This window comes from Luteibacter sp. OK325 (assembly GCF_003050935.1).
Lineage (GTDB): Bacteria > Pseudomonadota > Gammaproteobacteria > Xanthomonadales > Rhodanobacteraceae > Luteibacter.
Map to the genome: position 1 here is coordinate 39121 of NZ_QAOX01000008.1, position 25339 is coordinate 64459.

At 65.3% G+C, this 25339-nt stretch carries 28 protein-coding genes and 1 tRNA gene; 10 read left to right on the top strand and 19 right to left on the bottom strand.

What is annotated here, in order from left to right; all coding sequences use genetic code 11:
• Window position 1: 1 nt before the first annotated feature.
• The 11 genes from flgK to C8J98_RS16720 all read right to left on the bottom strand — a co-directional run bounded on the left by flgK (window position 2) and on the right by C8J98_RS16720 (window position 10237).
• On the bottom strand, window positions 2–1873 hold the full coding sequence (gene flgK / locus C8J98_RS16670) for a flagellar hook-associated protein FlgK (protein ID WP_107914316.1): 1872 nt from the start codon (window positions 1871–1873) through the stop codon (window positions 2–4).
• A gap of 37 nt (window positions 1874–1910) precedes the next feature.
• On the bottom strand, window positions 1911–2918 hold the full coding sequence (gene flgJ / locus C8J98_RS16675; RefSeq protein WP_107914317.1) for a flagellar assembly peptidoglycan hydrolase FlgJ: 1008 nt from the start codon (window positions 2916–2918) through the stop codon (window positions 1911–1913).
• A 1-nt stretch (window position 2919) separates the two neighbouring features.
• Window positions 2920–4047 carry a flagellar basal body P-ring protein FlgI gene (locus tag C8J98_RS16680; RefSeq protein ID WP_107914318.1) on the bottom strand — a complete coding sequence of 376 codons (1128 nt, stop codon included), beginning with the start codon at window positions 4045–4047 and terminating at the stop codon, window positions 2920–2922.
• Window positions 4047–4727: a flagellar basal body L-ring protein FlgH gene (gene flgH, locus C8J98_RS16685; protein WP_107914319.1), complete on the bottom strand. Its 681-nt coding sequence runs from the start codon at window positions 4725–4727 to the stop codon at window positions 4047–4049. Before flgH ends, C8J98_RS16680 begins: the two co-directional genes overlap by 1 nt.
• An 8-nt stretch (window positions 4728–4735) precedes the next feature.
• Entirely contained in the window at window positions 4736–5521 is a 786-nt protein-coding gene (gene flgG, locus C8J98_RS16690; RefSeq protein ID WP_107914320.1) for a flagellar basal-body rod protein FlgG, read from the bottom strand.
• Between the two features lie 62 nt (window positions 5522–5583).
• On the bottom strand, window positions 5584–6324 hold the full coding sequence (gene flgF, locus C8J98_RS16695) for a flagellar basal-body rod protein FlgF (protein WP_107914321.1): 741 nt from the start codon (window positions 6322–6324) through the stop codon (window positions 5584–5586).
• 66 nt (window positions 6325–6390) lie between these two features.
• Window positions 6391–7617, bottom strand: a complete 1227-nt coding sequence (gene flgE, locus C8J98_RS16700; RefSeq protein ID WP_107914322.1) for a flagellar hook protein FlgE — start codon at window positions 7615–7617, stop codon at window positions 6391–6393.
• A gap of 21 nt (window positions 7618–7638) precedes the next feature.
• On the bottom strand, window positions 7639–8286 hold the full coding sequence (locus tag C8J98_RS16705) for a flagellar hook capping FlgD N-terminal domain-containing protein (protein WP_107914323.1): 648 nt from the start codon (window positions 8284–8286) through the stop codon (window positions 7639–7641).
• Window positions 8287–8295: 9 nt separating this feature from the next.
• Window positions 8296–8709: a flagellar basal body rod protein FlgC gene (gene flgC, locus C8J98_RS16710; protein ID WP_107914324.1), complete on the bottom strand. Its 414-nt coding sequence runs from the start codon at window positions 8707–8709 to the stop codon at window positions 8296–8298.
• A complete protein-coding gene (gene flgB, locus C8J98_RS16715) occupies window positions 8706–9125 on the bottom strand; it encodes a flagellar basal body rod protein FlgB (RefSeq protein WP_107914325.1) in 420 nt (139 codons plus the stop codon). Before flgB ends, flgC begins: the two co-directional genes overlap by 4 nt.
• Before the next feature lie 194 nt (window positions 9126–9319).
• Complete coding sequence (locus tag C8J98_RS16720; protein ID WP_107914326.1) at window positions 9320–10237, bottom strand: chemotaxis protein; 918 nt, start codon at window positions 10235–10237, stop codon at window positions 9320–9322.
• A 150-nt stretch (window positions 10238–10387) separates the two neighbouring features.
• Here C8J98_RS16720 and C8J98_RS22205 point away from each other — a divergent pair, with 150 nt between their 5' ends.
• The 5 genes from C8J98_RS22205 (at window position 10388) to C8J98_RS16745 (ending at window position 14577) form a co-directional block, all read left to right on the top strand.
• Complete coding sequence (locus C8J98_RS22205; RefSeq protein WP_107914327.1) at window positions 10388–11695, top strand: methyl-accepting chemotaxis protein; 1308 nt, start codon at window positions 10388–10390, stop codon at window positions 11693–11695.
• Window positions 11692–12393 (top strand): flagellar basal body P-ring formation chaperone FlgA, encoded by a 702-nt coding sequence (gene flgA, locus C8J98_RS16730; protein WP_107914328.1) that lies wholly within the window; start codon window positions 11692–11694, stop codon window positions 12391–12393. Before C8J98_RS22205 ends, flgA begins: the two co-directional genes overlap by 4 nt.
• 103 nt (window positions 12394–12496) lie before the next feature.
• Window positions 12497–12802, top strand: a complete 306-nt coding sequence (flgM, locus tag C8J98_RS16735; protein ID WP_107914329.1) for a flagellar biosynthesis anti-sigma factor FlgM — start codon at window positions 12497–12499, stop codon at window positions 12800–12802.
• Complete coding sequence (locus C8J98_RS16740; protein WP_107914330.1) at window positions 12799–13245, top strand: flagellar protein FlgN; 447 nt, start codon at window positions 12799–12801, stop codon at window positions 13243–13245. The genes flgM and C8J98_RS16740 overlap by 4 nt, the downstream gene beginning before the upstream one ends.
• Before the next feature lie 51 nt (window positions 13246–13296).
• The gene (locus tag C8J98_RS16745) at window positions 13297–14577 is read left to right on the top strand and encodes an HDOD domain-containing protein (RefSeq protein WP_107914331.1); all 1281 of its coding nucleotides are present in this window, start codon (window positions 13297–13299) and stop codon (window positions 14575–14577) included.
• Between the two features lie 94 nt (window positions 14578–14671).
• Here C8J98_RS16745 and C8J98_RS16750 read toward each other — a convergent pair whose 3' ends face one another.
• The 8 genes from C8J98_RS16750 to rsmD form a co-directional block, all read right to left on the bottom strand.
• Complete coding sequence (locus tag C8J98_RS16750) at window positions 14672–15085, bottom strand: MAPEG family protein (RefSeq protein ID WP_158272744.1); 414 nt, start codon at window positions 15083–15085, stop codon at window positions 14672–14674.
• A 20-nt stretch (window positions 15086–15105) separates the two neighbouring features.
• A complete protein-coding gene (locus tag C8J98_RS16755; RefSeq protein ID WP_233260264.1) occupies window positions 15106–16161 on the bottom strand; it encodes a TMEM43 family protein in 1056 nt (351 codons plus the stop codon).
• A 27-nt stretch (window positions 16162–16188) separates the two neighbouring features.
• Window positions 16189–17040 carry an MBL fold metallo-hydrolase gene (locus C8J98_RS16760; protein ID WP_107914334.1) on the bottom strand — a complete coding sequence of 284 codons (852 nt, stop codon included), beginning with the start codon at window positions 17038–17040 and terminating at the stop codon, window positions 16189–16191.
• 10 nt (window positions 17041–17050) lie between these two features.
• On the bottom strand, window positions 17051–18751 hold the full coding sequence (ggt, locus tag C8J98_RS16765) for a gamma-glutamyltransferase (RefSeq protein ID WP_107914335.1): 1701 nt from the start codon (window positions 18749–18751) through the stop codon (window positions 17051–17053).
• A gap of 66 nt (window positions 18752–18817) precedes the next feature.
• The gene (locus C8J98_RS16770) at window positions 18818–19075 is read right to left on the bottom strand and encodes a YfhL family 4Fe-4S dicluster ferredoxin (protein WP_107914336.1); all 258 of its coding nucleotides are present in this window, start codon (window positions 19073–19075) and stop codon (window positions 18818–18820) included.
• Window positions 19076–19830: 755 nt separating this feature from the next.
• Window positions 19831–20334: a hypothetical protein gene (locus tag C8J98_RS16775; RefSeq protein WP_107914473.1), complete on the bottom strand. Its 504-nt coding sequence runs from the start codon at window positions 20332–20334 to the stop codon at window positions 19831–19833.
• A 17-nt stretch (window positions 20335–20351) separates the two neighbouring features.
• Window positions 20352–20855, bottom strand: a complete 504-nt coding sequence (coaD, locus tag C8J98_RS16780; protein ID WP_063571678.1) for a pantetheine-phosphate adenylyltransferase — start codon at window positions 20853–20855, stop codon at window positions 20352–20354.
• A 26-nt stretch (window positions 20856–20881) separates the two neighbouring features.
• The gene (gene rsmD, locus C8J98_RS16785; protein WP_107914337.1) at window positions 20882–21451 is read right to left on the bottom strand and encodes a 16S rRNA (guanine(966)-N(2))-methyltransferase RsmD; all 570 of its coding nucleotides are present in this window, start codon (window positions 21449–21451) and stop codon (window positions 20882–20884) included.
• Between the two features lie 64 nt (window positions 21452–21515).
• Between rsmD and ftsY the strand changes: the two genes are divergently transcribed.
• The 5 genes from ftsY (at window position 21516) to C8J98_RS16810 (ending at window position 25197) form a co-directional block, all read left to right on the top strand.
• A complete protein-coding gene (gene ftsY / locus C8J98_RS16790; protein WP_107914338.1) occupies window positions 21516–22646 on the top strand; it encodes a signal recognition particle-docking protein FtsY in 1131 nt (376 codons plus the stop codon).
• A 29-nt stretch (window positions 22647–22675) separates the two neighbouring features.
• Window positions 22676–23737, top strand: a complete 1062-nt coding sequence (locus C8J98_RS16795) for a membrane assembly protein AsmA (protein ID WP_146171661.1) — start codon at window positions 22676–22678, stop codon at window positions 23735–23737.
• Window positions 23734–24780: an A/G-specific adenine glycosylase gene (gene mutY, locus C8J98_RS16800; RefSeq protein ID WP_107914340.1), complete on the top strand. Its 1047-nt coding sequence runs from the start codon at window positions 23734–23736 to the stop codon at window positions 24778–24780. Before C8J98_RS16795 ends, mutY begins: the two co-directional genes overlap by 4 nt.
• Window positions 24777–25055: an oxidative damage protection protein gene (locus tag C8J98_RS16805; protein ID WP_107914341.1), complete on the top strand. Its 279-nt coding sequence runs from the start codon at window positions 24777–24779 to the stop codon at window positions 25053–25055. The genes mutY and C8J98_RS16805 overlap by 4 nt, the downstream gene beginning before the upstream one ends.
• A gap of 66 nt (window positions 25056–25121) precedes the next feature.
• Window positions 25122–25197: transfer RNA gene (locus C8J98_RS16810), tRNA-Phe, on the top strand.
• The last annotated feature ends 142 nt before the right edge of the window (window positions 25198–25339 follow it).

Consider the following 25339-nt stretch of genomic DNA (forward strand, 5'->3'; position numbering starts at 1 on the left):
ATCAGCCCTGCACTGCGGTAAGAAGGGAATTGAAGATTGTGTTGGCGGTATTGATCACCTGCGCCGCGGCCGCATACGACTGCTGGAAGCGCAGGAGATTCGCCGCTTCTTCGTCCATGTTCACGCCCGACAGGCTCTGCTGTGACGCCGTCGCCTGGTCGAGGATGCTCTGCTGTGCCGTCAAAGCGGTGTTGGCCTGCGCACCGGCCGTACCCACCTGGGCGATCAGCTGGCTATAGGCCTTGCCCACCGTCGTGACGCCATTGTCGAGCACACCCTTGGTGGCGACGTTCGCCATGGCGAGCGCGTTGCCGTTGTCACCGCTGGCCGAACCCGCCGGTTTTACCGAGAACGTATCGTTAGCGGCAGGAGAGCCCGTCAGCTTTAGCGTCCAGCCCGGACCCGTGATGGTGTCGCCGTCCGCATAGGTCTGCGGAGCGCCGCCATTGATCGAATAGCTGGTCGGCGAGGTGAAGACGATGTTGGCCGGTGTATTGAACGCAGGATTGGTGACGTCGGTAACGGTGAGGTTGCCGAGCACGCCCTTGCCGGTGTTGCTCGCGCCCCTGGTCGCCGCAAGCGGGCCGGAGGCGGCGATCTTGTTGGTATCGGACACGGCGACGGACATCGTCGACGCCGCGTTACGCGTCGGCTGGATCTGGAAGCTGTCCCCCGCCGCTGCACCCGCGCCGACGACCACGCTCAGCCCACCGATGACGAACGGACTCGCCGCGGTGCCGGCGCCGGTCATCGGGACGCTGACACCGGCGGTCGTCGTCGCGGACCAGTTGGTGCCATCGAAACGCATGATGTAGTCGGAAGCGTCGAGCTTGGAGACGTCGGCGACGGTGGCCGTTACCGAGCCCGTTCCTGTGTTCGTCGTACTGTTGAACACGGCGGGATCGGAAATGCTGAAGAAGTCGCCGCCGGCATCTCCGTTCAGATCGATACCCTGCGCACTCTGCTTGTTGAAGGCGTCGGTCATCGCGATGGCCGCGCGCCCGAGCTGGTTGCGCGCCGGATCCAGCACGTTCGTGCGGAAATCGAAGGTCGCACCGAGCGAGCCGGAGCCCAGCTGGTTGCTGATCACCGAGCCGCCGGGGCCGACCACTTCCAGGCGCGAGGCGTCGTACTGGTTGTTTGCCGTGCTCAAGGTGGTGGCATTGGTACCGCTGACCAGCGGCTGGCCATTGCCCACCGAAACCGTATACATGTGGTCGGTGTTCTGGGTGACGTTCACCCCGACGATCTGCGACAGCTGCGCCACCGCCTGGTCACGCGCGTCCAGCAGATCGTTCGGTACCGCACCCCCGGCATAGCCTTTCCCGATCTGGCTGTTCAGGTCAGCGATGCTCTTGGCCAGCGAATTGATGCTGTCCACGGCGGCGCTGATCTGCTGGTTGGTCTGCTGGTCGAGCTGCTGGAACTGCGAGGACAGCGACTTGAACGTGGCGACCAGCGTGTTCGCCTTGCCGATCATGGCCTGCCGGCTGGCGGTATCGATCGGCGCGTTGGCTACATCGCTCACCGAACCGAAGAAGCCATCGAGAGCGGTCTGCAGGTTCGCCGAGCCACTCACGGCGTTGTTCACCGAGGCGGTGAGATTGGCGTACTGCAACGCGCGGCTCTGCCCGGAGTTAGCCGACCATACCGACTGGGTCAGGAACTGGCTGTACGCCCGCTGCACGCTGATCGCGTCGGCGCCCTGGCCAACGTAATAGCCGCCGCTGAACTGGGGCGCACGTGCATTGAATGTCGTCGTCTGCCGCGTATAGCCCGCGGTGTTGACGTTGCTGATGTTGTGACCAACGGTGGCCAGGCCCACTTGTGAGGCAAGTAGTCCGGATACACCGGTGGAGAGCAGATCGGCCATCGTCTATTCCTTCGTTTAACTCTTCATGGGCCCGTGCTTACAGATCGCCGGCGACTTGCTTCAGCGCTGCGAGCGCTTGCTTCATCACTGGCCCGTTGGCGATATCGGTGAGCTTCTGTGCATAGCTGGGATCGGTGGCATAACCACCACTGGTCAGTGCATGAGCGAAACCGGCGATATCGTCGCCACGACCGACAGCGTTCGCGTAGCGCGGACTGCTGGCGACCATGTTTGCGTAATCCTTGAACGAGTCCGACGGCGAATCGTAAGCGCGGAAACTGTCCTTCCTGCGCACGGCAACGCCATTCTCGTACTCCAGCGTGGGAACGTTGACGCGCTTTCCGTCCCAGCTTCCGCCGGCCTTGATCCCGAACATGTTGTTACTTGCTGTCGTGCCCTGTGCCGGCATGTGCTTGCCCCAGCCCGTTTCAAGAGCCGCCTGGGCGAGCAAGGCACGCACGGAGACGCCGAGCTTCTTCGCCGCCTCGATCGCATGCGGTGCGAGCTTCTGCACGAAATCTTCCGGACTGGCGATGGACAGCTTACCCACGGCGTTGACCACGGCGTTCGCACCGTCGCCCACCGCCTGCCCGGCCTTGCCGAGCATGCGCTCGAGCGAATCCATCAAGCCGCTGTCCTGGTCGGACTTGGACGACACGGCATCAGCCGTGCTGGCGTCGCCGGTGACACCGGCAAACAGACCGTTGTCCGCCGACGTACTCAGCGTGGACGGCGTACCGCCGAGCTGGCGCATCAGCATGTCGGCAATACCGATGCCCTTGCCCTGCGACAGCGTGACCGAAAGTTGGTGATCGAACATATCGCGGTAAGAGTTGGCCGCCTGCGAACCCATCATGTCGTCGCCCATCGCCGAACTGGCGTCACGCATGGACTTCAGCATCATCTGGGTAAAGATCGATTCGAACTGCTTGGCGACGGTCGGCAGGGCCGACTTCGAGTTCTGCTGCGCGGCCGCACGCAGGCCGGCAAACCCGGACATGTCCGAGTAAGTGCCAAGCTTCTGTGCGTCGACCGTACTCGCCATGTCAGATCACCACCAGCTCGGCATGCAGTGCACCGGATTCCTTCAGCGCCTGCAGGATCGAGATGAGATCGCTGGGCGAGGCGCCGACCTGGTTCACCGCGCGCACGATGGCGTCGAGGCTGGTCCCCGGACCGAACTTGAACATGTGGCCACCGTCTTCGCTGACCGCCACCTGGCTGCTCGGCACCACGGCAGTCTGGCCGCGCGAGAACGCGTTCGGCTGACTGACCTGCGGCTGCTCGCTGATGGTGACCTGGATCGAACCGTGTGCCACGGCGGCCGCGCCGACCTTGACGTCGGAGCCGATGACCACCGTGCCGGTACGCGAATTGACGATGATCCGCGCCGGCGCATCGCCCGGGGTGACTTCCAGGGCCTGGATGGTCGACAGCCAGGAAACACGCTGCGACGGATCCATCGGCGCACGTACGGCGACCGACCCGGAATCCATGGCGTTGGCCGTACCCGAACCAAAGTTACGGTTGACCGCCTCGGCAATACGCGCGGCCGTGGTGAAGTCGGCGGTATTGAGGTTGAGCATGAGGTCGCCGCCCTTGTCGAAGGACGATGCCACGCTGCGCTCGATGCTGGCGCCGCCGGGAATGCGACCGCTGGCGGAAATATTGACCTGCACGCTGGAGCCGCTCTTGCCCTGCGCGCTCACGCCACCGACCACGACGCTGCCCTGCGCGATCGCATAGATATTGCCGTCGGCACCTTTGAGGGGGGACATGAGCAGCTCGCCACCGCGGATGCTCTTCGCATTGCCGATCGAAGCAACCGTGACGTCGATGCGCTGGCCGGGCTTGGCGAACGGCGGCAGCTCGGCGGTAATCGTCACGGCGGCGGCATTCTTGAGCTGCGGACGTACGTTGGCCGGTACCGTCACGCCGAACTGCTGGAGCATGTTCTCCAGGCTCTGCGTGGTAAAGGGAGCCTGGCTGGTCTGGTCGCCGCTGCCGTCGAGGCCGACGACCAGGCCGTAGCCGATCAACTGGTTGCTGCGCACGCCGCCGACCTGGACGAGATCGCGAATGCGGTCGGCCTGCGCCGGAACGATGGCGCCGAGAGCCAGCACGGCCGCTGCCGTGCGGACGATGCCGCGAAAGCGGAGTGCGAAGGTCTTCATCAGAACGGCATCCACTTCGAGTCGAAGAAGCGCGACAGCCAGCCGCGCGTGTTCGAATCGGCCAGGGTGCCCTTGCCGACGTATTCGATGCGCGCATCCGCCACTCGGCTCGACGGCACGATGTTGTCGTTGCCGATGTCCTGCGCACGGACGATGCCGGAGATGCGCACCAGCTCTTCGCCCTGGTTGATGGTGAGCCACTTCTCGCCACGTACGATGAGCGCGCCGTTCGACAGGCGCTGCGCCACGGTTACCGTGATCTGGCCGGTCAGCGCGTTGCTCTGGCTCGAGGAGCCGTCGCCGGCGAATGAGTTGTCGCTTTCCAGCGTACTGTTCGCCGTGTTGCCACCGATCTTCAGCCCGTGACCGAGGATCGTGGGAGCGGTGATGTTGTTGCCGTTCTTCTTGCTGGTCGCCGTCGTCGCCTTCTTGCTGGCCTGCGTGCTTTCCACCAGCGAGATGGTGAGGATGTCGCCGACGCGATGCGCACGCGGATCGGAGAAGAGTTCCAGCGAGGTCTGGTCGGCGTAGATCGAGCCGGTCGCCTGCGGCGCGGCCGTCTGTTCGGGCGGCAGCGTGGCGGTGTACATCGGCTTCGGCGTCGGCGGTACGATCGCGCAGCCGGTGAGGGCGGCGAACGTCAGCGCAGCGAGCAGGATGCGGGCGAAGTGACGATTCATGACGTGTCTCAGGTCTTGTTGGAGATGAACTGAAGCATCTGATCGGCCGTCGAGATCGCCTTCGAGTTCATCTCGTAGGCGCGCTGGGTCTCGATCATGTTCACCATTTCCTCGACGACGTTCACGTTCGACGCTTCGAGGGCATTCTGGTCGAGGGTGCCGAGGCCGTTGAGACCGGCGGTGCCCGTCTGCGGAGCGCCGCTGGAAGCGGTCTCCAGGTAAAGGTTGTCGCCGCGCGGCTGCAGGCCGGCGGGATTGACGAAGTCGGCGAGCTGGATCGTGCCGATCTGCTGCGAGGCCGCGTTGGCGGCGGTGGTGACACTCACGGTGCCGTCCTTGCCGATCGTCACCGTGCTGGCATTGGCCGGGATGGTGATGGATGGCTCGAGCGGGTAACCGTCGTTGGTGGTGATCTGGCCGTCCTGGTCGCGCTTGAGCGAACCGTCACGCGAATAGCCGACGGTGCCATCCGGCAGGGTCACCTGCAGGAAGCCGCGGCCGTCGATGCGTACATCGAGCGGGTTGTCGGTCTGCTGCGAGCCGCCCTGGTCGAACATTTTCTGCGTGCCGACCACGCGCACGCCGGTACCCATCATGAAGCCGGTGGGTGACTGGGTCTGCTCCGTCGTCTGTGCACCGGCCTGGCCGCGGTTCTGATACGTCAGATCCTCGAACTCGGCGCGGGCGCGCTTGAAGCCCGTGGTGTTCGTATTGGCCAGGTTGTTGGAGACGACGTCCATGCGCGTCTGCTGCGCATCGAGGCCGGTCTTGGCGATCCAGAGGGACGAGAACATCGTTGACTCCTGCGCTTGGGCGCTTTACATGCCGGCGACGGAATTGCGTCGCGTGGCGGTGGTTAACCCACCTGTAGCAATTTCGATGCCGACTGGGCGTTGTCGTCGGCGGTCTTGATGGAACGGACCTGCATTTCGAATTCGCGTGACAGCGAAATCATCTTCACCAGCACGTCGGAAGGGTTGACGTTGCTCGATTCGATCGTGCCGGAAACCACCCGGACATCGGCGTCCGCCTGGGGCGTGCTGCCGTCTTTCATGTGCATGAGGCTGTCGCTGCCATAGGTCAGCTGGTCGTTACCGGGGTTCACCAGCTTGATGCGATCGGTCGTGGCGATCGTGGACGGCGATTCGCCAAGTGGAACGACGGAGATCGTGCCGTCGGTGCCGATCTTCACGCTGGACGCCTGCGGAATGGTGATCGGGCCGCCGCCACCCATGACGGCATTGCCACGCGCGTCCGTCAACAAACCGTCAGCGTCGATGCGCAGGTTGCCGGCACGGGTGTACCCCTCGTTACCGTCGGCACCCTGCACTGCAATCCAGCCGTCACCCTGCACCGAGATATCAAGATCGTTGCCGGTCTGCATCTGCGCGCCGGGGGTCGTATCCCAACCCGTGCCCTGGGCTACGCCGTTGATACGCGTCTGCATGCCGTCGCCCTGGACCGGCAGGCTCTGGAACGCCGACAACTCCGACTTGAAGCCGGTGGTGTTGGCGTTGGCCAGATTGTGTGCCACTTCGTCCTGCGCGCGCATGATCTGCGTGGCGCCGGTCATCGCGACATATACGGAGCGGTCCATGGCGGAATCCCTGTTCGACGGCGAAGGTGTGCCGGCGCGGCCCGGAGGCCGCGCCGGCGGTCACGCTTAGTTGCGGATGTTGATGATGGTCTGGGTCAGCGTGTTATCGGTCGAGATGACCTGGGCGTTGGCCTGGTAGTTGCGCTGCGCCTTGATCATGTTGACCAGCTGCGCCGTCAGGTCGGCCGTGTTCGATGCCTCGAGCGAGCCGGACTGCACGCTGCCGACATCGCCGGAGTTCGCCACGCCCTGGACCGCCTGGCCCGAGTCCGAGGACGCCGCCCAGTTGGTGTCGTTGAGCTGGCGCAGGCCCTGGTTGTTGGCGAAGGTGGCGATGGCCAGCTGGCCGAGCGGCACGCTTACGTTGTTGGAATACTTCGCCGAGACCGTACCGTCCTTGGCCACGTCGATGTTGGAGAACGTGCCGGCGGCGTAGCCGTCGTTCGAGACCGCCGTGGTCGACGACGAGTCGCCAAACTGGGTGACCTTGCTCATGTCGACGGTGAGATTGATCGGCGCGGCACCGGGGTTCGGCGAAACGGCACCGTAGTTGAGCTTGCCGCCGGCCGGGGTGACGATCGCACCGCCCGCACTGAAGGTCATCTGCTGGGCCGTACCGATTTCGGTACCGTCGACAGTCATGTGGGTATTCCACGTGTTCGGATTGGTCGCATCCTTCACGTAGTACATGTTGACCGTATGCGAAGCGCCGAGGGAATCGAAGGCCTGGAAAGTCGACAGGGTGTTGTAGGTCTTGTCGTCGGTCGGATCGAACGCGCCACCGGTCGGCGCCGTGGCGCTCGCCGCCAGGTTCGCGGTCAGGCCGATCGCCGCCGACGCCTTGGCCGGGCTGGAACCGGTGGTCAGCTTCAGGTCGGCCAGGCTGCTGATGTCGAAACCGCCATTGGCGGTCGGTGGGTAGACCTGCACGTTCTGGCCCGTCGCGTTGACGACGTTGCCGTTCTCATCGGGGTGAAAGTTGCCGGCGCGGCTATAGGAGTAGCCCGAGCCGTCACGCAGGGTGAAGAAGCCCGCACCGCTGATGGCGAAGTCGTAGGAGTTGCCGGTCTGGGTCGCGGCACCGTCGCTGAACTGCTGCGAGATGTTGGTCAGACGCACGCCGCTGCCGGCGACCTGGGCGGAAAGATTGTTCCCTGCCGCCGAGTAGACCTGCGAGAACTCGGCACGCGAGCCCTTGAAGCCGACAGTGTTGACGTTGGCGATGTTGTTCGCGGTGACTTCCAGGTCGGAAGACGCCGCATTGATGCCGCTTAGGGCGATGTCGAATGGCATGGTGGAGGTTCCTTGCTGGAGTTACAGGATTTGCGCGATCTGGCTGAGCAGGGCGCCGCCGAAGCCGGCCACCTGCACGTAGGTTCCATCGGTACCCGAAGCACCGACGCCTTCCACCTTTCCGCGAACGAAGGTATCGATCGCCGTGCCGCCGGAAGTTGCGGACATCTGGTAAACGCCGTCGGGCAGCTGCGTGCCGTCATCGGACTTGCCATCCCAGTCGAACTTGGCGAGGCCGGCGTCCGGCTGGCCAAGGTCGATCGTGCGGACGACGTTGCCCGCGGTGTCCTTGATCTGCACGTTGACGTAGGTACCGGAGGTGCCCACGTTCACCGCACCGCTGAGTGCGGAATCCTCGAGCTTGCCTGCGGTCGAGGGCACCAGCACTTCCTGGCCCACGAGCGCCGCGGCGCGCACGAACTGGTCACCGGTGAGGCCGGAGGCCAGCGTATCGAAGGAGCTCTGCAATTCCTGCGTGGCCGCTACCTGTGAGAACTGCGCCATCTGGGCCACCATCTGGGTGGAGTCCATCGGCTTGGTCGGATCCTGGTTGGTCATCTGGGTGACCATGAGCTTGAGGAAATCCGACTGGCTCAGCGTCTGCTGCTGCAGCTGGCCGGTCGATGTATTCGTGCTTGAAGAACCGCTACCGCTGACGGAGTCGACCATGAGAATTCCTTACTTGCCGAGGTCAAGCGTCTTCTGCATGAGCTGCTTTGCGCTGTTCATGACTTCGACGTTGTTCTGATAGGAGCGCGACGCAGAGATCATGTTGACCAGCTCGTCGACCGTGTTGACGTTGCTTGAATAGACGTTGCCGTTCGCGTCTGCGAGCGGATTGGAGGGCTCGTACCGCGCCTGGATCGGGGCCTGGCTCTCGGTAATCCCGAGCGTGCGCACGCCACCGCTTTCCATCTGCCCGTTGACCTGCTGCTGCACGGCCGAAAAAAGCGGCTGCTTCGCGTGGTACGCACCGGCCTCGCTGCTGGCGATGCTGTCGGCGTTGGCCATGTTGCTGGCCGTGGTATTGAGTCGGGCCGACTGCGCCGCCATGCCGGAACCGGCGACGTCGAAGATCTTGAGCAGGCTCATGAGCTGGTTCCTGAAATGGCCATGCGCATGGCATGGATCGACGAGGTGATGAAGCTGAGCGACGCCTGGTAGTGGATGGCGTTGGCGGCGAACTGCGCCTGTTCAACCTGGGTGTCGACCGTGTTGCCGTCCATCGTGGGCTGGGTCTGCACGCGATAAGCGAGCTTGTCGGCGTCCGCGGCGGCGAACGCCGGGTTGCCGCCGATATGACCCGCCTCGGTCGCCGTCATCTGCAACCCAGTGCCGTCGCCCGTGCCGCTCGCGGCAGTCATCACCTTGCGAAAATCGAGGTCGCGCGCGAGAAAGCCCGGCGTGTCGGCATTGGCCAGGTTCGACGAAATGACTTCCGCACGGCGCTGCCACAGGCCAAGGGCCTGCGCGTGATTGCCTAATAGCGGATCTGGTTTGTCGATCATGGGTTTGGCCCCTCGTTAGCTTGGCCCGAGGGGTTGAGCAAGAGCCGTGCCACGCCCGAACCAGACATGCGAAACGGCGCCGTGGCGCCGTTCTCGGTGGTTCGATGGGGGTTTTTCGGGTAAGGCGCCGGAATTCCGGCGCCTTACCGCATCGCGTCGGCGACGGATGACCGTCGCCGGCGACCAGGCCGGTATCAGGTCGGCAGGAGGTCGAGCACCGCGGTGGCGAGGATGTCCGGCTGGAACTTGGCGATGAACTTGTCCGCACCGACGCGGGCCACCATCGCCTCGTTGAAGACGCCGCTCAGCGAGCTATGGAGGAGCACCTTCGTATGGCGCAGCTGGGGGTCTTCCCGGATGGCGCGGGTCAGCGCGTAGCCATCCATCAAGGGCATTTCGATGTCGGAAACGACCAGGTCGACGCGGTCCTGGACCGGCCCCGTGGTCATGCTGCGCAACTGCTCAAGGCCTTCCCGCCCGTCCTTGGCGATCACGCATTCGAGGTCCATCTTGCGGAACAGGTCCACCAGCTGCGTGCGGGCCACGGCCGAATCGTCGACCACCAGCACGCGGCGGTTGCCGCCCTGCTGCACGTGTGCCGCCTGCTGCACGCGGTCGGAAAGCTGTACCAACGGGGGCGAGACCGAAGCCAGTACCTGCTCGACGTCCACGACAGCGAGCAGTTCGCCGTCCAGCCGGGTCACGGCGTTGACCCGGGCGCCGTAGCCGAGAGCGGCCGGCGGAGCGGTCAGGTTGGCCCCGTCCACATGGACGATGCGATCGACATCGGAGACCAGGAAACCCTGCACCGACAGATTGAACTCGGTAACGATCAGATGCGCGCTGTCGACGCTGGCCAGCGGCGGATAGCCCATGGCGGCGGCCAGGTCGATCACCGGGATGGTACTGCCGCGGTAGTCGAAGCTGCCCGCGACCAGGGCATGCATGCTCGGCATGCGCTCCAGCCGCGGCCGGCGAAGCACCTCGCGTACTTTGAACACGTTGATGCCGAATGCCTGGCGGTCGCCCAGGCGGAACAGCAGCATGGCCACACGGTTATGGCCCGCCAGGCGGGTAAAGGTTTCCACGGTGTCGAGCAGCGGTCGGGCCATGACGTGCGGGGCATCTACAGAAGGTGTCGCGGAGCGTATCGGCGGGATCGGGCGTTTCTGTAGGCGCGGCGATGGCACGCCGATTGCATGACTCAAGTCCTGAGGCTCCCGACCGATTAAGAGGGGCGACCATCCGATGAAAGCGAAATCATGACCCTCCTCTGGAGCCAGCACGTCCGCCTCCTCGCCCACGCCGCCGCCCAGGGCGATGCGGCGCGCGTTCGCGCCCTCTCCGCACAGTATCCGGCCGCGGCCAGCGCCCTCGGCGCGCTGCTCAAGCCCGCCGAACCGCGCACCGCCCCGGCGACGACTATCCAGGCTATCGAGCAGCAGGGCATGGTCTTGACCAACGCCCAGGCACTCGGCGGCACCTTGCTGGAACTGGGCAAGGTGGTCGAAGGTGCCCGCGATACCGCCGGTCGTTTGACGGAAGCCAGTGCCAGGATTTCGACGGCGCTCGACCAGGCCCACGCCGGTGCCACCGGCATGGGCAACTCGGGCAGCCAGGGGCAGGCCACGGCGGGCGACCTCGACGGCCAGCTGCGCTTGCTGCGCAGCGCCCTGTCGGGCATGAGCCGCAACCACGCGCAGTTCTCCGAATACTTCACCGCGATCCGCAAGCTCACCGCGACGGTGCAGGACATCGCCCACCAGACCAACCTGGTCGCACTGAACGCCGCGATCGAAGCGGCACGCGCCGGTGAAGCGGGCCGAGGCTTCGCGGTCGTCGCCGACGAGGTGAAGCAGCTCGCTGAAAAGACCACCCAGGCCACCGCCGAAATCGACCAGACCACCGAGGCTGTCGGCCAGTTCGCCGGTCAGCTCGACGATGCCGTGCAGAACAGCCTGCGCCGCCTCGACCAGACCCAGTCCGGTATCGCCGGCATCCAGGCCTCGATGGGGCGCGTCGACGAAGCCGCACGCGGTGCGCGCGGCAATATCGACGCGGCGCGTGAAGGCATGGGCGCGCTGCAGGGCCGTATCGCCGCGATCCAGGCCACCCAGGCCACGCTCGGCCGCGTGGCCAACGAAGCCCGCCGCCAGGCCGACGCCGCTGCACGAGCGGCGGTCCTTGCGCATCGCCTCGGCCTGAGCCGACTGGAAACCGAGGGCGATCTCGACGCTGCCAGCCTCAGCCAGATGATCCGTGAAGCCAGCCAGGGCCTGCGCTACGCCGTGGAGCTCGCCTCGCGCGACCCGGCCGGCCTCGACCGTCGCTGGCTCGACACCACACCGCTGATGCGCTGTATCGACCAGTTCCGCACGCGTCGTCCGGACAGCTCGGCCGACGGTATCCGTGCGGCCGGCGAACGTTTCACGGTGCTCGCCTCGCAGTACGCGATCACGTTGGGCGAAGGCCGCCACGCCGACGCCAGCCACATGGTGGCCGACCTGAACCGGGAACTGGACGCGATCACCCAGGGCCTGTCCGCGTCGCTGGCGGAACGCGCCGCGTGAATCCTTCCGCCCTCGCCCGAGGCTTCACCATGACCACCCTGCTCGCCCTGCCTCTGGGCGTGGCGGCGACGCAGAGCGTGGACTCGGTGCGCACGGCGGCGGTGACCTGGCTACAGCAGAACCGCATCCTTCCCGGTGCACGCATGACCGCTGAAGCAGCTCCGCTCGACAGCCGCCTGCTTTTGGCGGACTGCCCCAAAGCTCTCGAATCCTCGCTTCCCGGCAACCGGCCACTCGGCGCACGGGCGAGCGTCGTGGTGCACTGCCCGGTGCCGGGCGGCTGGACCGTGCGTGTGCCGGTTCGGGTCAGGATGTTTACCAACGTGCTCGTCACTACCCGGCCGCTCGCCCGCGGCGATGGCGTCGGTGCCGGTGACGTGCGCGCCGAGGAGCGCGACGTGACCAGCCTCGCCTATGGCTATGTCGCCGAGCTTGGTCAGATCGACGGCCGTTCCCTGGCCCGGCCACTCAGTGCCGGTACGGTGCTGACACCCGGCATGCTCGCCGGTCGCCAGGCCGTCCGTATCGGCGATTCGGTCAGCATGGAAGCCGGTGTCGAGGGCGTGGTCATCCATGCCAGTGGCGTGGCATTGGGCGCCGGCGACACCGGCACCCGCGTGAAGGTTCGCAACGCTTCATCCGGAAAGGTACTCGACGCCGTGGTTACCGGCCCCGGGACCGTTGCCGTGCTGCCATGAACAAAATCCAAACCCGGTCACACTTCGCGGCCCAGGGCCAGTTAAAGTTCGCCGACAGACCGCCGATAAAGGGTTTGAAGGACACCAGCTCCGAGGAAACATCATGACGACGACGATCAAACCAGGTATCCAGGCCCCGCAGCCCCAGGTGCAGCTCCGCACCCAGAACCAGGCCGCAGGCTCCGCCGCCTCGACTCAGGGCGCCAGCACCGTGCGCCCGAGCGACGACAGCGTCAAGATCACTGACTCGGCCAAGGCGCTCGACGCCGCCAGCCGCGGTGATGGCATCGACAGCAAGCGTGTGGATGAAATCCGCAGCAAGCTCGCCGACGGCACCTACAAGCCTGATTCCCAGGCCATCGCGAGCAAGTTTCTTGCGATGGAAGGCCAGATCGGCGGCAAGGCATGACCGATTCGCTCGGCTCCGACTTCGACGCGGCCGTTCGTGCCGTCATGGGCGATCTCGCCCATGAGGTCGACGCGCTGCACGCCACCCTGATCGACGAGCGCATGGCGCTCGACCAGGCTGACACGCATGCGCTCGACACGGTCAGCCGGTTGAAGGGCAAGCAGCTGGACCGCATTGAGAAGCTGGACGCGGAGCGTCGCCATCTTGGCGATGCCGCCGGCGTCGATACGCTGAACGATCCACGCTGGACGCACACGATCGAACGCCTGGTCGAGTGTCGCAGACTCAACGAAGTGAACGGCCGCATTGTCGGCCAGCGGATCGGCCACGTGCGCCAGGCGCTTGCGCTGCTCGCGGGCGATTCGCCGGGTGGCTCCACCTACGGTCCGAACGGCGGCACGACACGGGTAAAACTGCGTTCCGCCACCATCGCGCAGGTTTGATCCCACTCAAACAATTCCCCACGCTCACCCAGACGGCGCACCAACAAAGCAATGGCAGTGACCCCCCAGCCGACAGCGGTGAATGACGACGGGATTCTCCCGATCGTCCGCGTACCCATTCTGGATAAGAAGCAGGCGCTGTTCGCCTATGAGCTTCTGTTTCCCCGCCCGATCGGCAGCGATATCGACGCCGCGGCGCTTGCGCACACGCAGGCCACGCTGAGCGCGATCGCCGACGGCAGCCTCAAGCGCCTGGTTCGCGACAATCGTGCCTTCCTGCACATGTCCTCCCAGCTGCTCCTCGAGCACGCGGACATCCTTCGCCACAACGCGCGCCTGGGCGCGAGCATCAGTGCGGATGTCGGCACCGACGAGCAGTTGCTGGAGAAGCTTCGCGAGCTGAAGGGTCACGGCTGCCTGTTCATGCTCGAAGACTTCAACCTGCCCGCCGACCCCGAACACCGGGCCGGCGTGGATGCACTGCTGCGCATCGTGCAATTCGCCAAGGTGGCGGTGGATCATCGCCACCCGGTCGCGGCGCGCGCGCATATGGACTACGTCCACGCGTTCGGCGTCAAGGTGATCGTCACCGGCATCGACACGCACGAGACCTTCGTCGACTATGTCGACCAGGACGTGGACGGCTTCCAGGGCAAGTACCTGCTTCGCCCCGAGCGCGTGGACATGCCGCGCCTCGCCCCGAGCAAGCTCGGCGTGCTGCGCCTCATGGGCGCCCTGCAGGATCCGGAAAACGGTCCCGTCGAACTGGGCAAGATCATCCGCGACGATGCCGTGCTCAGCTACAAGCTGCTCGGCTGCGTGAACTCCGCCTATTTCGCCCTGCCTCGCCAGCTGAAATCGGTGGAACAGGCCGCGGTGTTCTTCGGCGTGAACCGCATGCGCAACTGGATCTTCACCATGGCCGTCTCCGGCATGGATGAGCGCCCGCCGGAACTGCTTCGCCTGGCCCTGATCCGCGCACACATGTGCGAGAAGCTCGCCCGTACGATCAAGCCCGAGCTGCAGGAAATGGCCTTCACGGCCGGCCTGTTCTCACTGCTCGATACACTGATGAATGTGTCCATGGCCTACGTGCTCGAACACCTTCCATTGGCGATCGAAATTCGCGAGGCGCTGCTCGAAGGCGCGGGTCCGTTCGCGCCTCTACTCGACCAGATCCGTCACTGGGAACAGGGCGAGTTGGAAACCGACTCGGCGCTGCGCACGCAGCACCTGCAGACGATGGCCGCGATGTACGTCGAGGCGGCCAGCTGGGCCGACCACGTCTACGCGTTCGCCGACGGCACCGCGGTAGTCGAAGTCGAAGCGTAAGCTCGACCCCTGCTGTTGTAGGAGCCGATTCATCGGCGATAGGGTGCTTGCCATGACCTTGCCCGCTGCCGCGGGATCGCCGCTGAAGCGGCTCCTACAGAGAGCTGCTCGCGGCGATGACGTGGATCACCACGTACTGCCATATCAGCATCAGCGCCATCAGCCCGATCACCACCAGGGTGAGACCTGCACCGACCGCACGTCCCGCTGAATTTCCGGCGGCACGCGACAGGCCGAACGCATGGACGACACGCGCCGTCAGCAGCGCGATGCCGAACACGTGAAGCAGTAGCGGCAGGGTCTGGTCGAGCTCGAGAACCAGCAGCAGGATCAACGCGAGCGGCACGTACTCGGTGGCGTTGCCATGCGCACGGATGGCGCAGGCGACGCTTCGGTCGCCGCCGTCGCCCAGTCCGATGCTCATGCGCCGGCGAATGAGCATCACCCGAATCGCCAGGCCGAGGATAAGCAGGGTCAGCAGGGCCGCGTAGAGTCCGGTAATGCGCATGGTCTCGCTCCTTAGAATGGCTATTCGGAATGCGATGCCGAGCGCTGCTGCACGCGCCAGATCGCAAGGCCCGCGCCGAGCACGGCAACTAGCAACCATACGCTGGCCGTCATGGCGTCGCCAGCCAGCCACATCACCCCCGCCACGGCAGGCACTGCCACGGCACCGATGCCCACGGCGAACAGTACATCGCTGCGCAGTCGGCTCGTGCAGGCAAGCAGGAAGGCACCCAGGGCGGCCAGTACGAACGCGACGAGTCGAACCAGTAGCACGGCCTGCGGCGGCTCGGGCATGGCGGGCAGCACATCGAGCAGGCTGCGATCGCCTACCTGTACGTCGAAGCCCTGGTCGCCGTCGGCTGCCTCGCGCGGTGCCAGCGTATCGCCGTCGATCCGCGCCAGCACCGTCATCGATTGCACCGGAACCGCTTCCCAACTGATCCGAAGATCGCCCAGGCGTGGATTCGATGGCTTGCTGCTCGTTACGAGCTTGTCATCCACGCGCTGGAAGGTGGCTGCCAGGTTCGCCGGCAGGGTGTGTTCGTCGGGCGTGATGTCGATCCGCCCGGGAAACGCGCGGATGATCGGCGTGGACAGCTTGAAGTTGCCCAGTTTCACCTCGCCCGCCTCGAACTGACGACCCTGGATCGGAAACGCCCCCGGATTCACGTGCCCCGCCGGCTTGGCGAAGTTGGTCGCATCGATGGGACGATCGACCCAGTCCAGTTCGTAGTGCGTGCTGCCGGCGACGGTGATCTCACGCCACTGGAACATTTCGACGTGGCGAATGAGGATCGGCGACTCCGCGCGAATGTTGAATTCCGGATCGCGCGGGGCATCGAGAATCTGTGGCACGCCGTTGACCCGCGTCATCGAACCGTACTGTCCGGCCGTGGGCCTGCCTTGCGTACCCAGGTCGAGCACGGGCGAGCCATGACGCGACATCGCCGCGCCATAATTCATGACCCGGTGCTCATTCCAGGCGATCAGGCCAAGGCCCGCGAGCAGCAACACGGCGCCCGCGATGCGCGCGCCCCAGGCCATGCCGCTGTCTTTCATCTTGTGTCTGGATCTCATCCTGCCCCCTGCCCGTCACCTGCGCCCTTACGCTTCGATGCCGTTTAGTCGTTCATGCGTATCGGCAGCCGTATAACGGCCTTTACCGTCCATTTCCACGGACGCCATGGCGCAACCGTGGTCGTGGGTAAAAAAGAGCTTTACGCCACGTGCGATCTTGTCATCGAGAAAGACCCGCTTCTCATCGATCAATTTCTCCGGCCAACGGTCGTAACCCATCGTCACCGGCAGGTGCACCCAGGGGCGACCCGGAATGAGGTCGGCACAGAACACCACGCCGCCAACCTCGGCAAGCATGAGCCCCGGCGTATGGCCTTCGGAAAACTCGAAGCGCACGGCGTCGCCCAAAGACGACGGGCGCCCGTCTTCGACCAGTTCGAGCCGGCCGCTCGCTTCGAGCAAGCCAACCAGTTCGGGAATGAACGAGGCGCGGTCGCGTGGGTGAGGGGCGCGTGCACGGGCCCAGTGCCCGGCACCGACCAGGAAGCGAGCGTTCGGGAACAACAGCGTGGCCGGCTGCCCTTCGGCCCAGGGTGCGAGCAATCCGCCGGCGTGATCGAAGTGCAGGTGCGACAGCACCACGGCGTCGATATCCTCGTGACGAAGTCCGGCTTCGGCCAGCGAGTCCAGCAACACGTGGTGGCCCTCGACCACGCCGAAGCGCTCGCGCATGGCTGGATCGAAGAAGGCGCCGATGCCGGTCTCGAACAACACATTCCGGCCATCGAGGCCGGTGACGAGAAGACAGCGGCAGGCGAGCGGTATGCGGTTCTCCGCATCCGGCGTCACCCAGCGCGACCACATGGCGCGCGGCGCGTTGCCGAACATCGCGCCACCGTCGAGTCGCTGGGAATTGCCAATGAGTGACCAGAGTTTCATGGCGACAACCTTACTGCACCTTGCCTAGTCCCGACGGACGGCGCGGATCGCTGGCGGCGTCGAGCTTGTTCGTACGGTGGTCCCAGGTCACTACGTTCATGAAACCCCAGGGCGAACGATTCCTCAGCACGTGGCCCATGTCCGTCAGTGCCTTGGCGGTCGCGTCGTCAAAGACGCCGGCTTCGACATCGACGCGGTCGGGCAGGTACTGGTGGTGGTAGCGCTTCTGCGCGGTGATCTCCGAAGCACTCTTGCCGTCGATGAAGGCGAGTATCCCTTCGAGCACCTGCGTGATGATGGTTGAGCCGCCGGGTGAGCCGATCACCGCCGTGCGATCGGCGCCAAAGACGAAGCTGGGCGACATGGACGAGAGCATGCGCTTGCCGGGTTCGGGCGCATTGGCCAGCGCGCCGCGCAAGCCGAAGGCATTCGGCTGGCCGGGCACGAGGGCGAAGTCGTCCATCTCGTCGTTGAGTACCACGCCTGTGCCCTTGGCGATGAAGGCCGAGCCGAACTCAAGGTTCACGGTGAGAGTCGAGGCGACCATGTTGCCGTCGGCGTCGATCACCGAGAAGTGTGTCGTGTGCATGCCCGGCTCGGGCGCCATCGAAGTCGGCAGGAGATCGGACGGCGTGGCCTTGTCCGGTGAGATCGTCGCGCGCAGGCCGTCGGCGTAATACGCCGAGAGCAGCATGTCGAGCGGCATCTTCACGAAGTCCGGATCGCCCAGGTATTCGTTGTGATCGCGGAACGCGCGACGCATCGCCTCGATCGTGAGATGCGTCGAATGGGCAAGATCCAGCTTGGACAGGTCGAAGCCCGACATGATGTTGAGCACTTCGGCGATAGCCACGCCACCCGACGACGGCGGCGGCGCGGTGACGATGCGATAGCCCTTGTAGTCGATGCTGAGCGGCTGGCGCTCCTTCGCCTGGTAAGCCTCGAGATCGGCGGCCGTCCAGTTGCCGCCGGCGCTACGCGATGCGTCGACAAGCAGCTTCGCGGTCTCACCCTTGTAGAAACCGTCGTGACCCTTCGCCGCCAGGCGCTGCAGCGTCTTCGCCAGGTCCGGCTGCCTGAGCGTCCAGCCGGTGGTGGGCACCTTGCCGCCCGGAAGGTAGACGGCCGCCGATGCCGGATAGCGTGCAAGCACGTCCTTGCGGTCATCGATCGTGCCGAGGAAGCGCGCATCCGGCTGGAAACCTTCGGTGGCGATGCGGATGGCCGGAGCGAGGGAGACCGACAGCGGTAGCTTGCCGTAATGCGCCGCCATCCAGACCAGGCCAGCCGGTTCACCCGGGATGCCGGCGGACAGTGGACCGTTGGTCGATACGTCGCGGTTGGGCTGACCGTCCTTGCCGACGTAGACCTTCATGTCGACAGCCTTCGGCGCGGTTTCGCGCGCGTCGATGAAGATGTCGCGGTTGTCGGAAGCGCGGTGCAACAGGGCCATGAAACCACCGCCGATACCGGAACTCTGTTGTTCGACGACGGCCAGCGTGGAGGACACCGCGACGGCGGCATCGAAGGCATTACCACCCTTGCCCAGCACTTCGAAGCCCGCGTTGGTGGCCAGGTAGTTGGCACTGGCGATAGCGGCGTGACCGGGGCCTTTGGCCGGCGCAGGTGCATTCTGGGCGGCGGCGGCGCCTGCGCCAGCAACAAGAAAGAGGCTCGCGGCGAGCACGCGCCACGACGAGGCATGGACCATGGGGTTTCGCTCCGAAAGAGAGATATCGCTATCGGTGAGATTAACCGATGACGCCGGGGCAAGGGTTTACGACGCGGCTTTTCCCATCAGGTGCTCGTACTTGAGCATCAGCTGCTCGCGCGATTCGACGCGATCCGGGTCGTTCGGAATGCACTCGACCGGACAGACCTCGACGCATTGGGGCACGTCGAAATGACCGACGCACTCGGTGCAAAGGTCCGGATTGATCTCGTAATACACCTCGCCGAGCGAGATGGCCTTGTTCGGGCACACGGGTTCGCAGACGTCGCAGTTGACGCAGGTGTCGAGGATGATCAGGGACATAGCCGGCATTTTACCCCGAAGTCGGGGTCGCTGCGGATTAAAGCTCTTCGCGCATTTCCGGGGTGGGCTCGTGAACAAATCAAAAAAAGGTTCATTTTGGAAGTCCGGGGACGCCGAAGGTGTCGGTTCACTCACGCTGTGATTGACTGCTACAAGGTCACGCCGCGGTAGGCACGGGCGTAGCGACGCAGAGCCTTCTGTGCCCACCCTCGCTGCTCAGACAGTCCTCCGCGTTTCGTACCGGAAAGGCCGCTGCGCGGCCCGTGTTCCTACTGGCCTACGGCCGCTCCACTTGTGCGGAACTCGCCTCGAGGGTGGGCACCGAAGGCTCTCCCGGACCCTGAGGCTCGCGTGGGTCGAGCCAAAGCCGCGCGGCAGCATCGTCCGCAGGCACGGCGGCACAGGAGCGAGGAAGGTGTTCGGCAACCGGGTGCCAGCCACCGCTTCCGCTTCGCCTGGTGTTCCGGCAGGGATCGGGGCCGACGACGGCACCACCCAACGGCTCTGCTTCCACTGAACCGTATCGTCGTGAGAGACCTTGGTGTCCCCCGCGAGACGCCCAAGTGTAGAGAGCGACGGCGAAGCCGAGCCGCCCCGCGAGGCCGAAGGCGAGCCATGGGCGAGGTGCGAGGAACGAGGTGCCAAAGAATGCCCGGCCTGAAAGCCGATCGCCCGGGCCCCGGTAATCCGCGAAGAACCAAAAAAAGGGCGCCGCAAATGCGACGCCCTTCGTTCCCTACCGGAAACCGGCTCGATCAGTACGCGACGAAACGGTACGTGGCGCCGCTCGGGGCCAGCGCATCGGCGACGCGCTGCTGGTCGGCCTGGTCGCCGATGAACAGCACGATGACGTTCTTGAACGAACCGGCGTTCGCGCCCTTGAAGGCGTCGACCATCAGGTCGGCGGTCTTGGCCGACTCCGGGCCACCGAACACAAGCATGTTGCCCGGGGTAACGCCGCGGGCGACGGTGCCCTGGACGTTGTCGAGCTGGCGGGCGCGGCCATCCTGCCCAGCCTGGTCGTCGCCGGCCGGCACGAAGTACGGGAACGGACGGTCAGCCGTCATGCCCTGCATGTTCTTGCGCACGATCTGGCCGAAGTACTGGCTCCATGCCTTGGTATCGGTCGGGTTGGTCGGCTTGGCGACAGCGGCTTCCTGCGTCGTGGCAGCCTGATCGGCGTCTTCCGACTTGTTGCAGGCAGAGAGGGCCAGGGCGGCGGTCAGGGCCACGGACGCGGCGAGGACGAACTTACGCATGATGATCACCTTTGTTTTCAAGAGTTGCGCCAGCGTTGGCGCATGGCCTGCTGCACCGCCGGATGCACGAAGCCGGAGATATCGCCACCCAGGCGACCGATTTCACGCACTAGCGAGGAGGAAATGAAGCTGTACTGCTCGGCCGGGGTCAGGAACAGCGTCTCGGCCTGGGGAATCAGGTGACGGTTCATGCTGGCCAGTTGGAACTCGTATTCGAAGTCCGACACGGCCCGCAAGCCGCGAAGGATGACCCCCGCCCCGATCTCGGCAACGAAGTGGGCAAGCAGGCAATCGAACCCGCGAACTTCCACGTTGGGCAGGTCGGCCAGGGCCAGGCGGGCCAGTGCGATCCGTTCGCCAAGACTGAAACCGGGACCCTTGTTCCGGCTCTCCGCCACGGCGACCACGATGCGGTCGAACAGGGGCGCGGCACGGGACACCAGATCGGCGTGACCGTTGGTGATCGGATCGAACGTGCCGGGATAAACGGCAAGTCGCGGATTGGCCGGCAGAGGAGTCATGAAGGCGGGTCGAAGGAAAGCGCGGGCTAGCTTAACGGATCAGCCGGGGTGCGGCGATAGAGGGTGTAGGACACCTCCCCGGCGTGGCCCTGACGGTGCACCAGCCAGTTGCTGGGAAGGGCCAAGACCGCGCTGCGGGGGGCCTCCACGTAAATCCAGCCATGAGCGGCGATCCAGCCCCCCTCCTCCAATTGCCGCGCCGTTTCCACCCAGGCATCGAGGGAGAACGGCGGGTCCAGGAGGACGAGGTCGAACGGGCGGGCGGAACCGCGCAGCCATCGCGACGCGTCGTCGCCTATCACCTCGCCGGCTACCTTGAGCCTGGCCAGGTTCGCCTTGAGGGCCGAGGCCAGCCGCGGCTCGCGCTCGACGAAGGTCACCCCCGCGGCACCACGCGACAATGCCTCGATCCCGAGCGCCCCGGTTCCCGCGTAGAGATCGAGGCAGCGCGCCCCGCCCACGACAGGCTGCAGCCAGTTGAACAGGGTCTCGCGGACGCGATCGGCCGTGGGCCGGAGACCGGGCAGATCAGGGACATCCAGGCGCGAGTTGCGCAGGGTTCCGCCAATGATGCGGACGCGGCCTGACGCGCTCATCGCTCAGCGGCCAGTGAGGGCGGGAGTGCTAGCATTCGCCTATTGTCTTTGAATCGCTGGCGCAATGCTCAAGTTCTGGAAGAAGAAGCCCGTCGAACCCACCGCGACGCCCGACGTCTCGACGCACGAAGAGCGCGTGGAGAAGGTCGCTGATGCCGCCTCGATCGACGCTGGCCCGGCCGTCTCCGAGGCCCTCGCCGAAGCCGTGCTGCCTGAGCCCGAAGCTCCCGCGGTCGAGCCCGATGTAGAGGAAGCCTCGATCGTCGAGGCGGCGCAGCCGTCGAAACGGAGCTGGCGCGAGCGCCTTTCCGGCAGCGGCTTCGCGAAGAGCCTCACCACGCTCTTCGTCCGTCACCCCAGGCTCGACGACGACCTGCTCGACGAACTGGAAACAACCCTGATCACCGCCGACGTCGGCGTCGAGGCCAGCAGCAACCTGGTCGAAGACCTGCGCAAGCGCATGCACAAGCGCGAATTCGCCGACGCGGGGGATCTGCTCAAGGCCCTGCGGCGCGAACTTGTGGCCCTGCTCAAGCCGGTGGAGAAACCATTGGATGTCTCCACGGCCACGCCCTTCGTCATCCTCACCGTCGGCATCAACGGCGTGGGCAAGACCACCACCATCGGCAAGCTGGCCCGGCGCTATTCGGACGAGGGCCGCAGCGTCATGCTGGCCGCCGGCGACACCTTCCGTGCCGCCGCCGTCGAGCAGCTGAAGACCTGGGGCGAGCGTAACAAGGTGCCCGTGGTTTCCCAGGGGCAGGATGCGGACTCGGCCAGCGTTATCTTCGATGCACTGCAAGCCGCTCGCTCGCGTGGCACCCAGGTGCTGATCGCCGATACCGCGGGGCGCCTCCACACTCAGGGCGGACTCATGGATGAACTGGGCAAGATTGGCCGTGTCATGAAGAAGCTCGATGCCGCCGCGCCACACGAAGTGCTCATGGTGATCGACGGCACGACGGGTCAGAACGCGATCAGCCAGCTTCGCCAGTTCCGCGATACCGCAGGCGTCACCGGCCTGGTCGTGACCAAGCTCGACGGCACCGCCAAGGGCGGCGTGATGTTCGCGCTAGCCCGCGAATTCAAACTGCCGATCCGCTATGTCGGGCTCGGCGAGACAGCCACCGACCTGCGGGTCTTCGATGCGGAAGCATTCGTCGACGGCCTGTTGCCGGCGAGTCTCGGTGGCTGAGTGAGTGTCCAATGGCAAGCGTCGCGGCCATGAACCGACGACTGCGCGTCGGCCTCTTCGCCGTCGTCGGCCTCTTCGCCGCGATCATCTTCGCGGCGCTGGTCGCCATGTACGTCGTGCTCCAGCCGGAGCGTTTCACTGCGCTGCTGCAGTCGCGCGCACGTGTCGCCGGGCTGGACCTTACCCTTGCCAATCCGGCCAGCACCAGCCTATGGCCCAAACCGTCGCTTGAACTGGATGGCATCACGCTGCGCGGAGATGGCGGCGGCGCGCCGCTGATCGTCGCCTCGCGCGGGAAACTCGTCCTTCCATGGCGCACCCTCATGGGTGGCGAGGCCACCATCTCGCGACTGGAAATAGAAAGCGCGCGCATCGACCTCGACGCTGTATCTGCCTATCTCGACACGCTGCCGCAGCGGCCCTCAACCGCAGGCGCGATCCTGCCAGAGATCGATGCCGGATTCCGCGTGTCGCGAAGCACCCTGCTGCGAGGCAACCGGCTGCTGCTCTCCAACGTCGACATCGACGCCGGCCGATTGGCCAGCAACCATCGATTCAACCTGTCCATCGACGCGAGCACGGCGGACGAGACGCCCTACGCACTCGATCTCGCAACCACGCCCGCGCTCACACGTGGCGTGCTTACGCTCGGCGAGCTCAACCTGGATGTTGCAAGCAAGGACCACTTCAGCGCAAAACTGCATGGCGATGCCACGTGGCGGGGCGGCGCGGATGTCGGCGCCTCGATGGCCGGGCAGGTGACGCGCGCCGCTGCCGCCCCTTATGACGTGGTTCTTGGCGTCACGCCAGCCAACCAACAGGATCCGCTATCGATCGCGCTGAAGATCGACGGTGAGCAGGACCATGCGGATCTCCACCTTCCGCCGCTTGCACTGGCCGACTGGTGGACAGGTGTGCAGGCGGGGCGCTCACCCACGCTCCCACCCGTACAGGGCAGCATCGAATCCACACAGGTGGACGTCGGCAGCGTGCACATCAAGGGCTTGCGCGTCCGCGCGACGTCCGGGGCAGCGGCAGCGGCCTCACCGGCTCCGACCTCGACCGCCACTACGCCAGCTCGATTGCCATGAATGTCTTCGCTACCGAACTTCTTCGCTGGTACGACCATCACGGTCGCAAGGATCTACCCTGGCAGCACCCGCGCGACGCGTATCGCGTCTGGCTGTCCGAAATCATGCTGCAACAGACCCAGGTCGTTACCGTCATCGGTTACTTCCAGCGCTTCGTCGAACGACTACCCACGCTAGCCGCGCTGGCCAACGCCGACGAAGACACCGTGCTCGCGTTGTGGTCGGGCCTGGGTTACTACCGCCGGGCGCGCTTCCTGCACGGTGCCGCGCAGTTGTGCGTCGAGCAACATGGCGGTGAATTGCCACGCGACCTCGATGCCTTGCTCGCACTGCCGGGCATCGGCCGTTCCACGGCCGGCGCCATCCTCGCGCAGGCGTATGGCCTGCGCTTTCCAATCCTCGACGGCAATGTCAAACGCGTCCTGACCCGCTATCACGGGGTAGCCGGCCATCCCGGCGAAAGCGCCGTGGAAAAAAAGTTGTGGCTGTTTGCGGACGAGCACACGCCGGCCAGGCGCACGGCGGACTTCACGCAGGCGATCATGGACCTCGGCGCCACGGTCTGCGTGCGCAGCAAGCCCTTGTGTCCGCTATGCCCACAGGCTGCGAGCTGCGTCGCCCTGCGCGATGGCCTGACCACCGTGCTTCCTACCGCCAAGCCCGGCAAGAAGATTCCGACGCGCGCGCTGTCGATGCTGCTCCTGCGCGATGCCCGCGGTCGCATCCTGCTGGAGAAGCGCGGCGCACAAGGTGTCTGGTCGGGGCTATGGAGCTTGCCGGAAGCGGACGACGCCTCCGCGGCAGGCTCGGTAGCGGCCCGCATCGCACGCGTCGGCGACGCCGATCCCCTGCCCGCCTTCACCCACGTCTTCAGTCACTACCGGCTGGACGTTTCCCCCATCCTGTTCGACCATGCCGCCCCACTTACCGCCGTGGCCGACCGCCCCGACCGGCGCTGGTGCGACAGGGGCGAGATCGCCTCACTCGGCTTGCCTGCCCCGGTGCGCACGCTGCTGGACAACCTTCCGGAGATATCCCCATGAAGCGCATGGTTCACTGCGTGAAACTCGGCCACGACGCCGAAGGCCTCGACTTCGCCCCCTGGCCAGGCGACCTTGGTAAGCGCATTTACGAGAATGTTTGCAAGGAGGCGTGGGCACAGTGGCTGAGCCACCAGACCATGCTTATCAATGAGATGCGCTTGTCCCCGCTGGACCCGAAGACCCGTGGCTTCCTCAGCGGGGAAATGGAAAAGTACTTCTTCGGCGGCGACGTCGTGCAGCCCGCCGGCTACGTTCCGCCCGAACGAGAGGCTTGACGCCGACGCCCGCAACGGATTTAATACGCGGCTCCACTCGCCGCAACATTCGTTGCAGGCATCTGTGGCTCGGTAGCTCAGTTGGTAGAGCAGGGGATTGAAAATCCCCGTGTCGGCGGTTCGATTCCGTCCCGAGCCACCATTCCTTTCAAGTACTTGCATAAGACTCGTCGAACGACATCGCGACGTTGACGTGTCGGATGTCCGTTCCGTGCCCGTTTTTTTTCGCAGTCTCTCCTGCGCTTACGACGCCGGTGTCTCTGGCTCAGAATTCCTCGCGCCGG

What these genes read in the sequence shown, in the direction of transcription:
- flgK (WP_107914316.1), bottom strand. Translation starts at nt 1,873, where the DNA reads ATGGCCGATCTGCTCTCCACCGGTGTATCCGGACTACTTGCCTCACAA.
- C8J98_RS16740 (WP_107914330.1), top strand. Translation starts at nt 12,799, where the DNA reads ATGACCGATTCGCTCGGCTCCGACTTCGACGCGGCCGTTCGTGCCGTC.
- rsmD (WP_107914337.1), bottom strand. Translation starts at nt 21,451, where the DNA reads ATGAGCGCGTCAGGCCGCGTCCGCATCATTGGCGGAACCCTGCGCAAC.
- C8J98_RS16705 (WP_107914323.1), bottom strand. Translation starts at nt 8,286, where the DNA reads ATGGTCGACTCCGTCAGCGGTAGCGGTTCTTCAAGCACGAATACATCG.
- mutY (WP_107914340.1), top strand. Translation starts at nt 23,734, where the DNA reads ATGAATGTCTTCGCTACCGAACTTCTTCGCTGGTACGACCATCACGGT.
- C8J98_RS16775 (WP_107914473.1), bottom strand. Translation starts at nt 20,334, where the DNA reads ATGCGTAAGTTCGTCCTCGCCGCGTCCGTGGCCCTGACCGCCGCCCTG.
- C8J98_RS16755 (WP_233260264.1), bottom strand. Translation starts at nt 16,161, where the DNA reads ATGAGATCCAGACACAAGATGAAAGACAGCGGCATGGCCTGGGGCGCG.
- flgH (WP_107914319.1), bottom strand. Translation starts at nt 4,727, where the DNA reads ATGAATCGTCACTTCGCCCGCATCCTGCTCGCTGCGCTGACGTTCGCC.
- C8J98_RS16770 (WP_107914336.1), bottom strand. Translation starts at nt 19,075, where the DNA reads ATGTCCCTGATCATCCTCGACACCTGCGTCAACTGCGACGTCTGCGAA.
- C8J98_RS16805 (WP_107914341.1), top strand. Translation starts at nt 24,777, where the DNA reads ATGAAGCGCATGGTTCACTGCGTGAAACTCGGCCACGACGCCGAAGGC.
- ftsY (WP_107914338.1), top strand. Translation starts at nt 21,516, where the DNA reads ATGCTCAAGTTCTGGAAGAAGAAGCCCGTCGAACCCACCGCGACGCCC.
- C8J98_RS16720 (WP_107914326.1), bottom strand. Translation starts at nt 10,237, where the DNA reads ATGGCCCGACCGCTGCTCGACACCGTGGAAACCTTTACCCGCCTGGCG.
- ggt (WP_107914335.1), bottom strand. Translation starts at nt 18,751, where the DNA reads ATGGTCCATGCCTCGTCGTGGCGCGTGCTCGCCGCGAGCCTCTTTCTT.
- C8J98_RS16750 (WP_158272744.1), bottom strand. Translation starts at nt 15,085, where the DNA reads ATGCGCATTACCGGACTCTACGCGGCCCTGCTGACCCTGCTTATCCTC.
- flgM (WP_107914329.1), top strand. Translation starts at nt 12,497, where the DNA reads ATGACGACGACGATCAAACCAGGTATCCAGGCCCCGCAGCCCCAGGTG.
- C8J98_RS16680 (WP_107914318.1), bottom strand. Translation starts at nt 4,047, where the DNA reads ATGAAGACCTTCGCACTCCGCTTTCGCGGCATCGTCCGCACGGCAGCG.
- flgF (WP_107914321.1), bottom strand. Translation starts at nt 6,324, where the DNA reads ATGGACCGCTCCGTATATGTCGCGATGACCGGCGCCACGCAGATCATG.
- coaD (WP_063571678.1), bottom strand. Translation starts at nt 20,855, where the DNA reads ATGACTCCTCTGCCGGCCAATCCGCGACTTGCCGTTTATCCCGGCACG.
- C8J98_RS22205 (WP_107914327.1), top strand. Translation starts at nt 10,388, where the DNA reads ATGACCCTCCTCTGGAGCCAGCACGTCCGCCTCCTCGCCCACGCCGCC.
- flgC (WP_107914324.1), bottom strand. Translation starts at nt 8,709, where the DNA reads ATGAGCCTGCTCAAGATCTTCGACGTCGCCGGTTCCGGCATGGCGGCG.
- C8J98_RS16760 (WP_107914334.1), bottom strand. Translation starts at nt 17,040, where the DNA reads ATGAAACTCTGGTCACTCATTGGCAATTCCCAGCGACTCGACGGTGGC.
- flgG (WP_107914320.1), bottom strand. Translation starts at nt 5,521, where the DNA reads ATGTTCTCGTCCCTCTGGATCGCCAAGACCGGCCTCGATGCGCAGCAG.
- C8J98_RS16745 (WP_107914331.1), top strand. Translation starts at nt 13,297, where the DNA reads ATGGCAGTGACCCCCCAGCCGACAGCGGTGAATGACGACGGGATTCTC.
- flgJ (WP_107914317.1), bottom strand. Translation starts at nt 2,918, where the DNA reads ATGGCGAGTACGGTCGACGCACAGAAGCTTGGCACTTACTCGGACATG.
- flgB (WP_107914325.1), bottom strand. Translation starts at nt 9,125, where the DNA reads ATGATCGACAAACCAGATCCGCTATTAGGCAATCACGCGCAGGCCCTT.
- C8J98_RS16795 (WP_146171661.1), top strand. Translation starts at nt 22,676, where the DNA reads ATGAACCGACGACTGCGCGTCGGCCTCTTCGCCGTCGTCGGCCTCTTC.
- flgE (WP_107914322.1), bottom strand. Translation starts at nt 7,617, where the DNA reads ATGCCATTCGACATCGCCCTAAGCGGCATCAATGCGGCGTCTTCCGAC.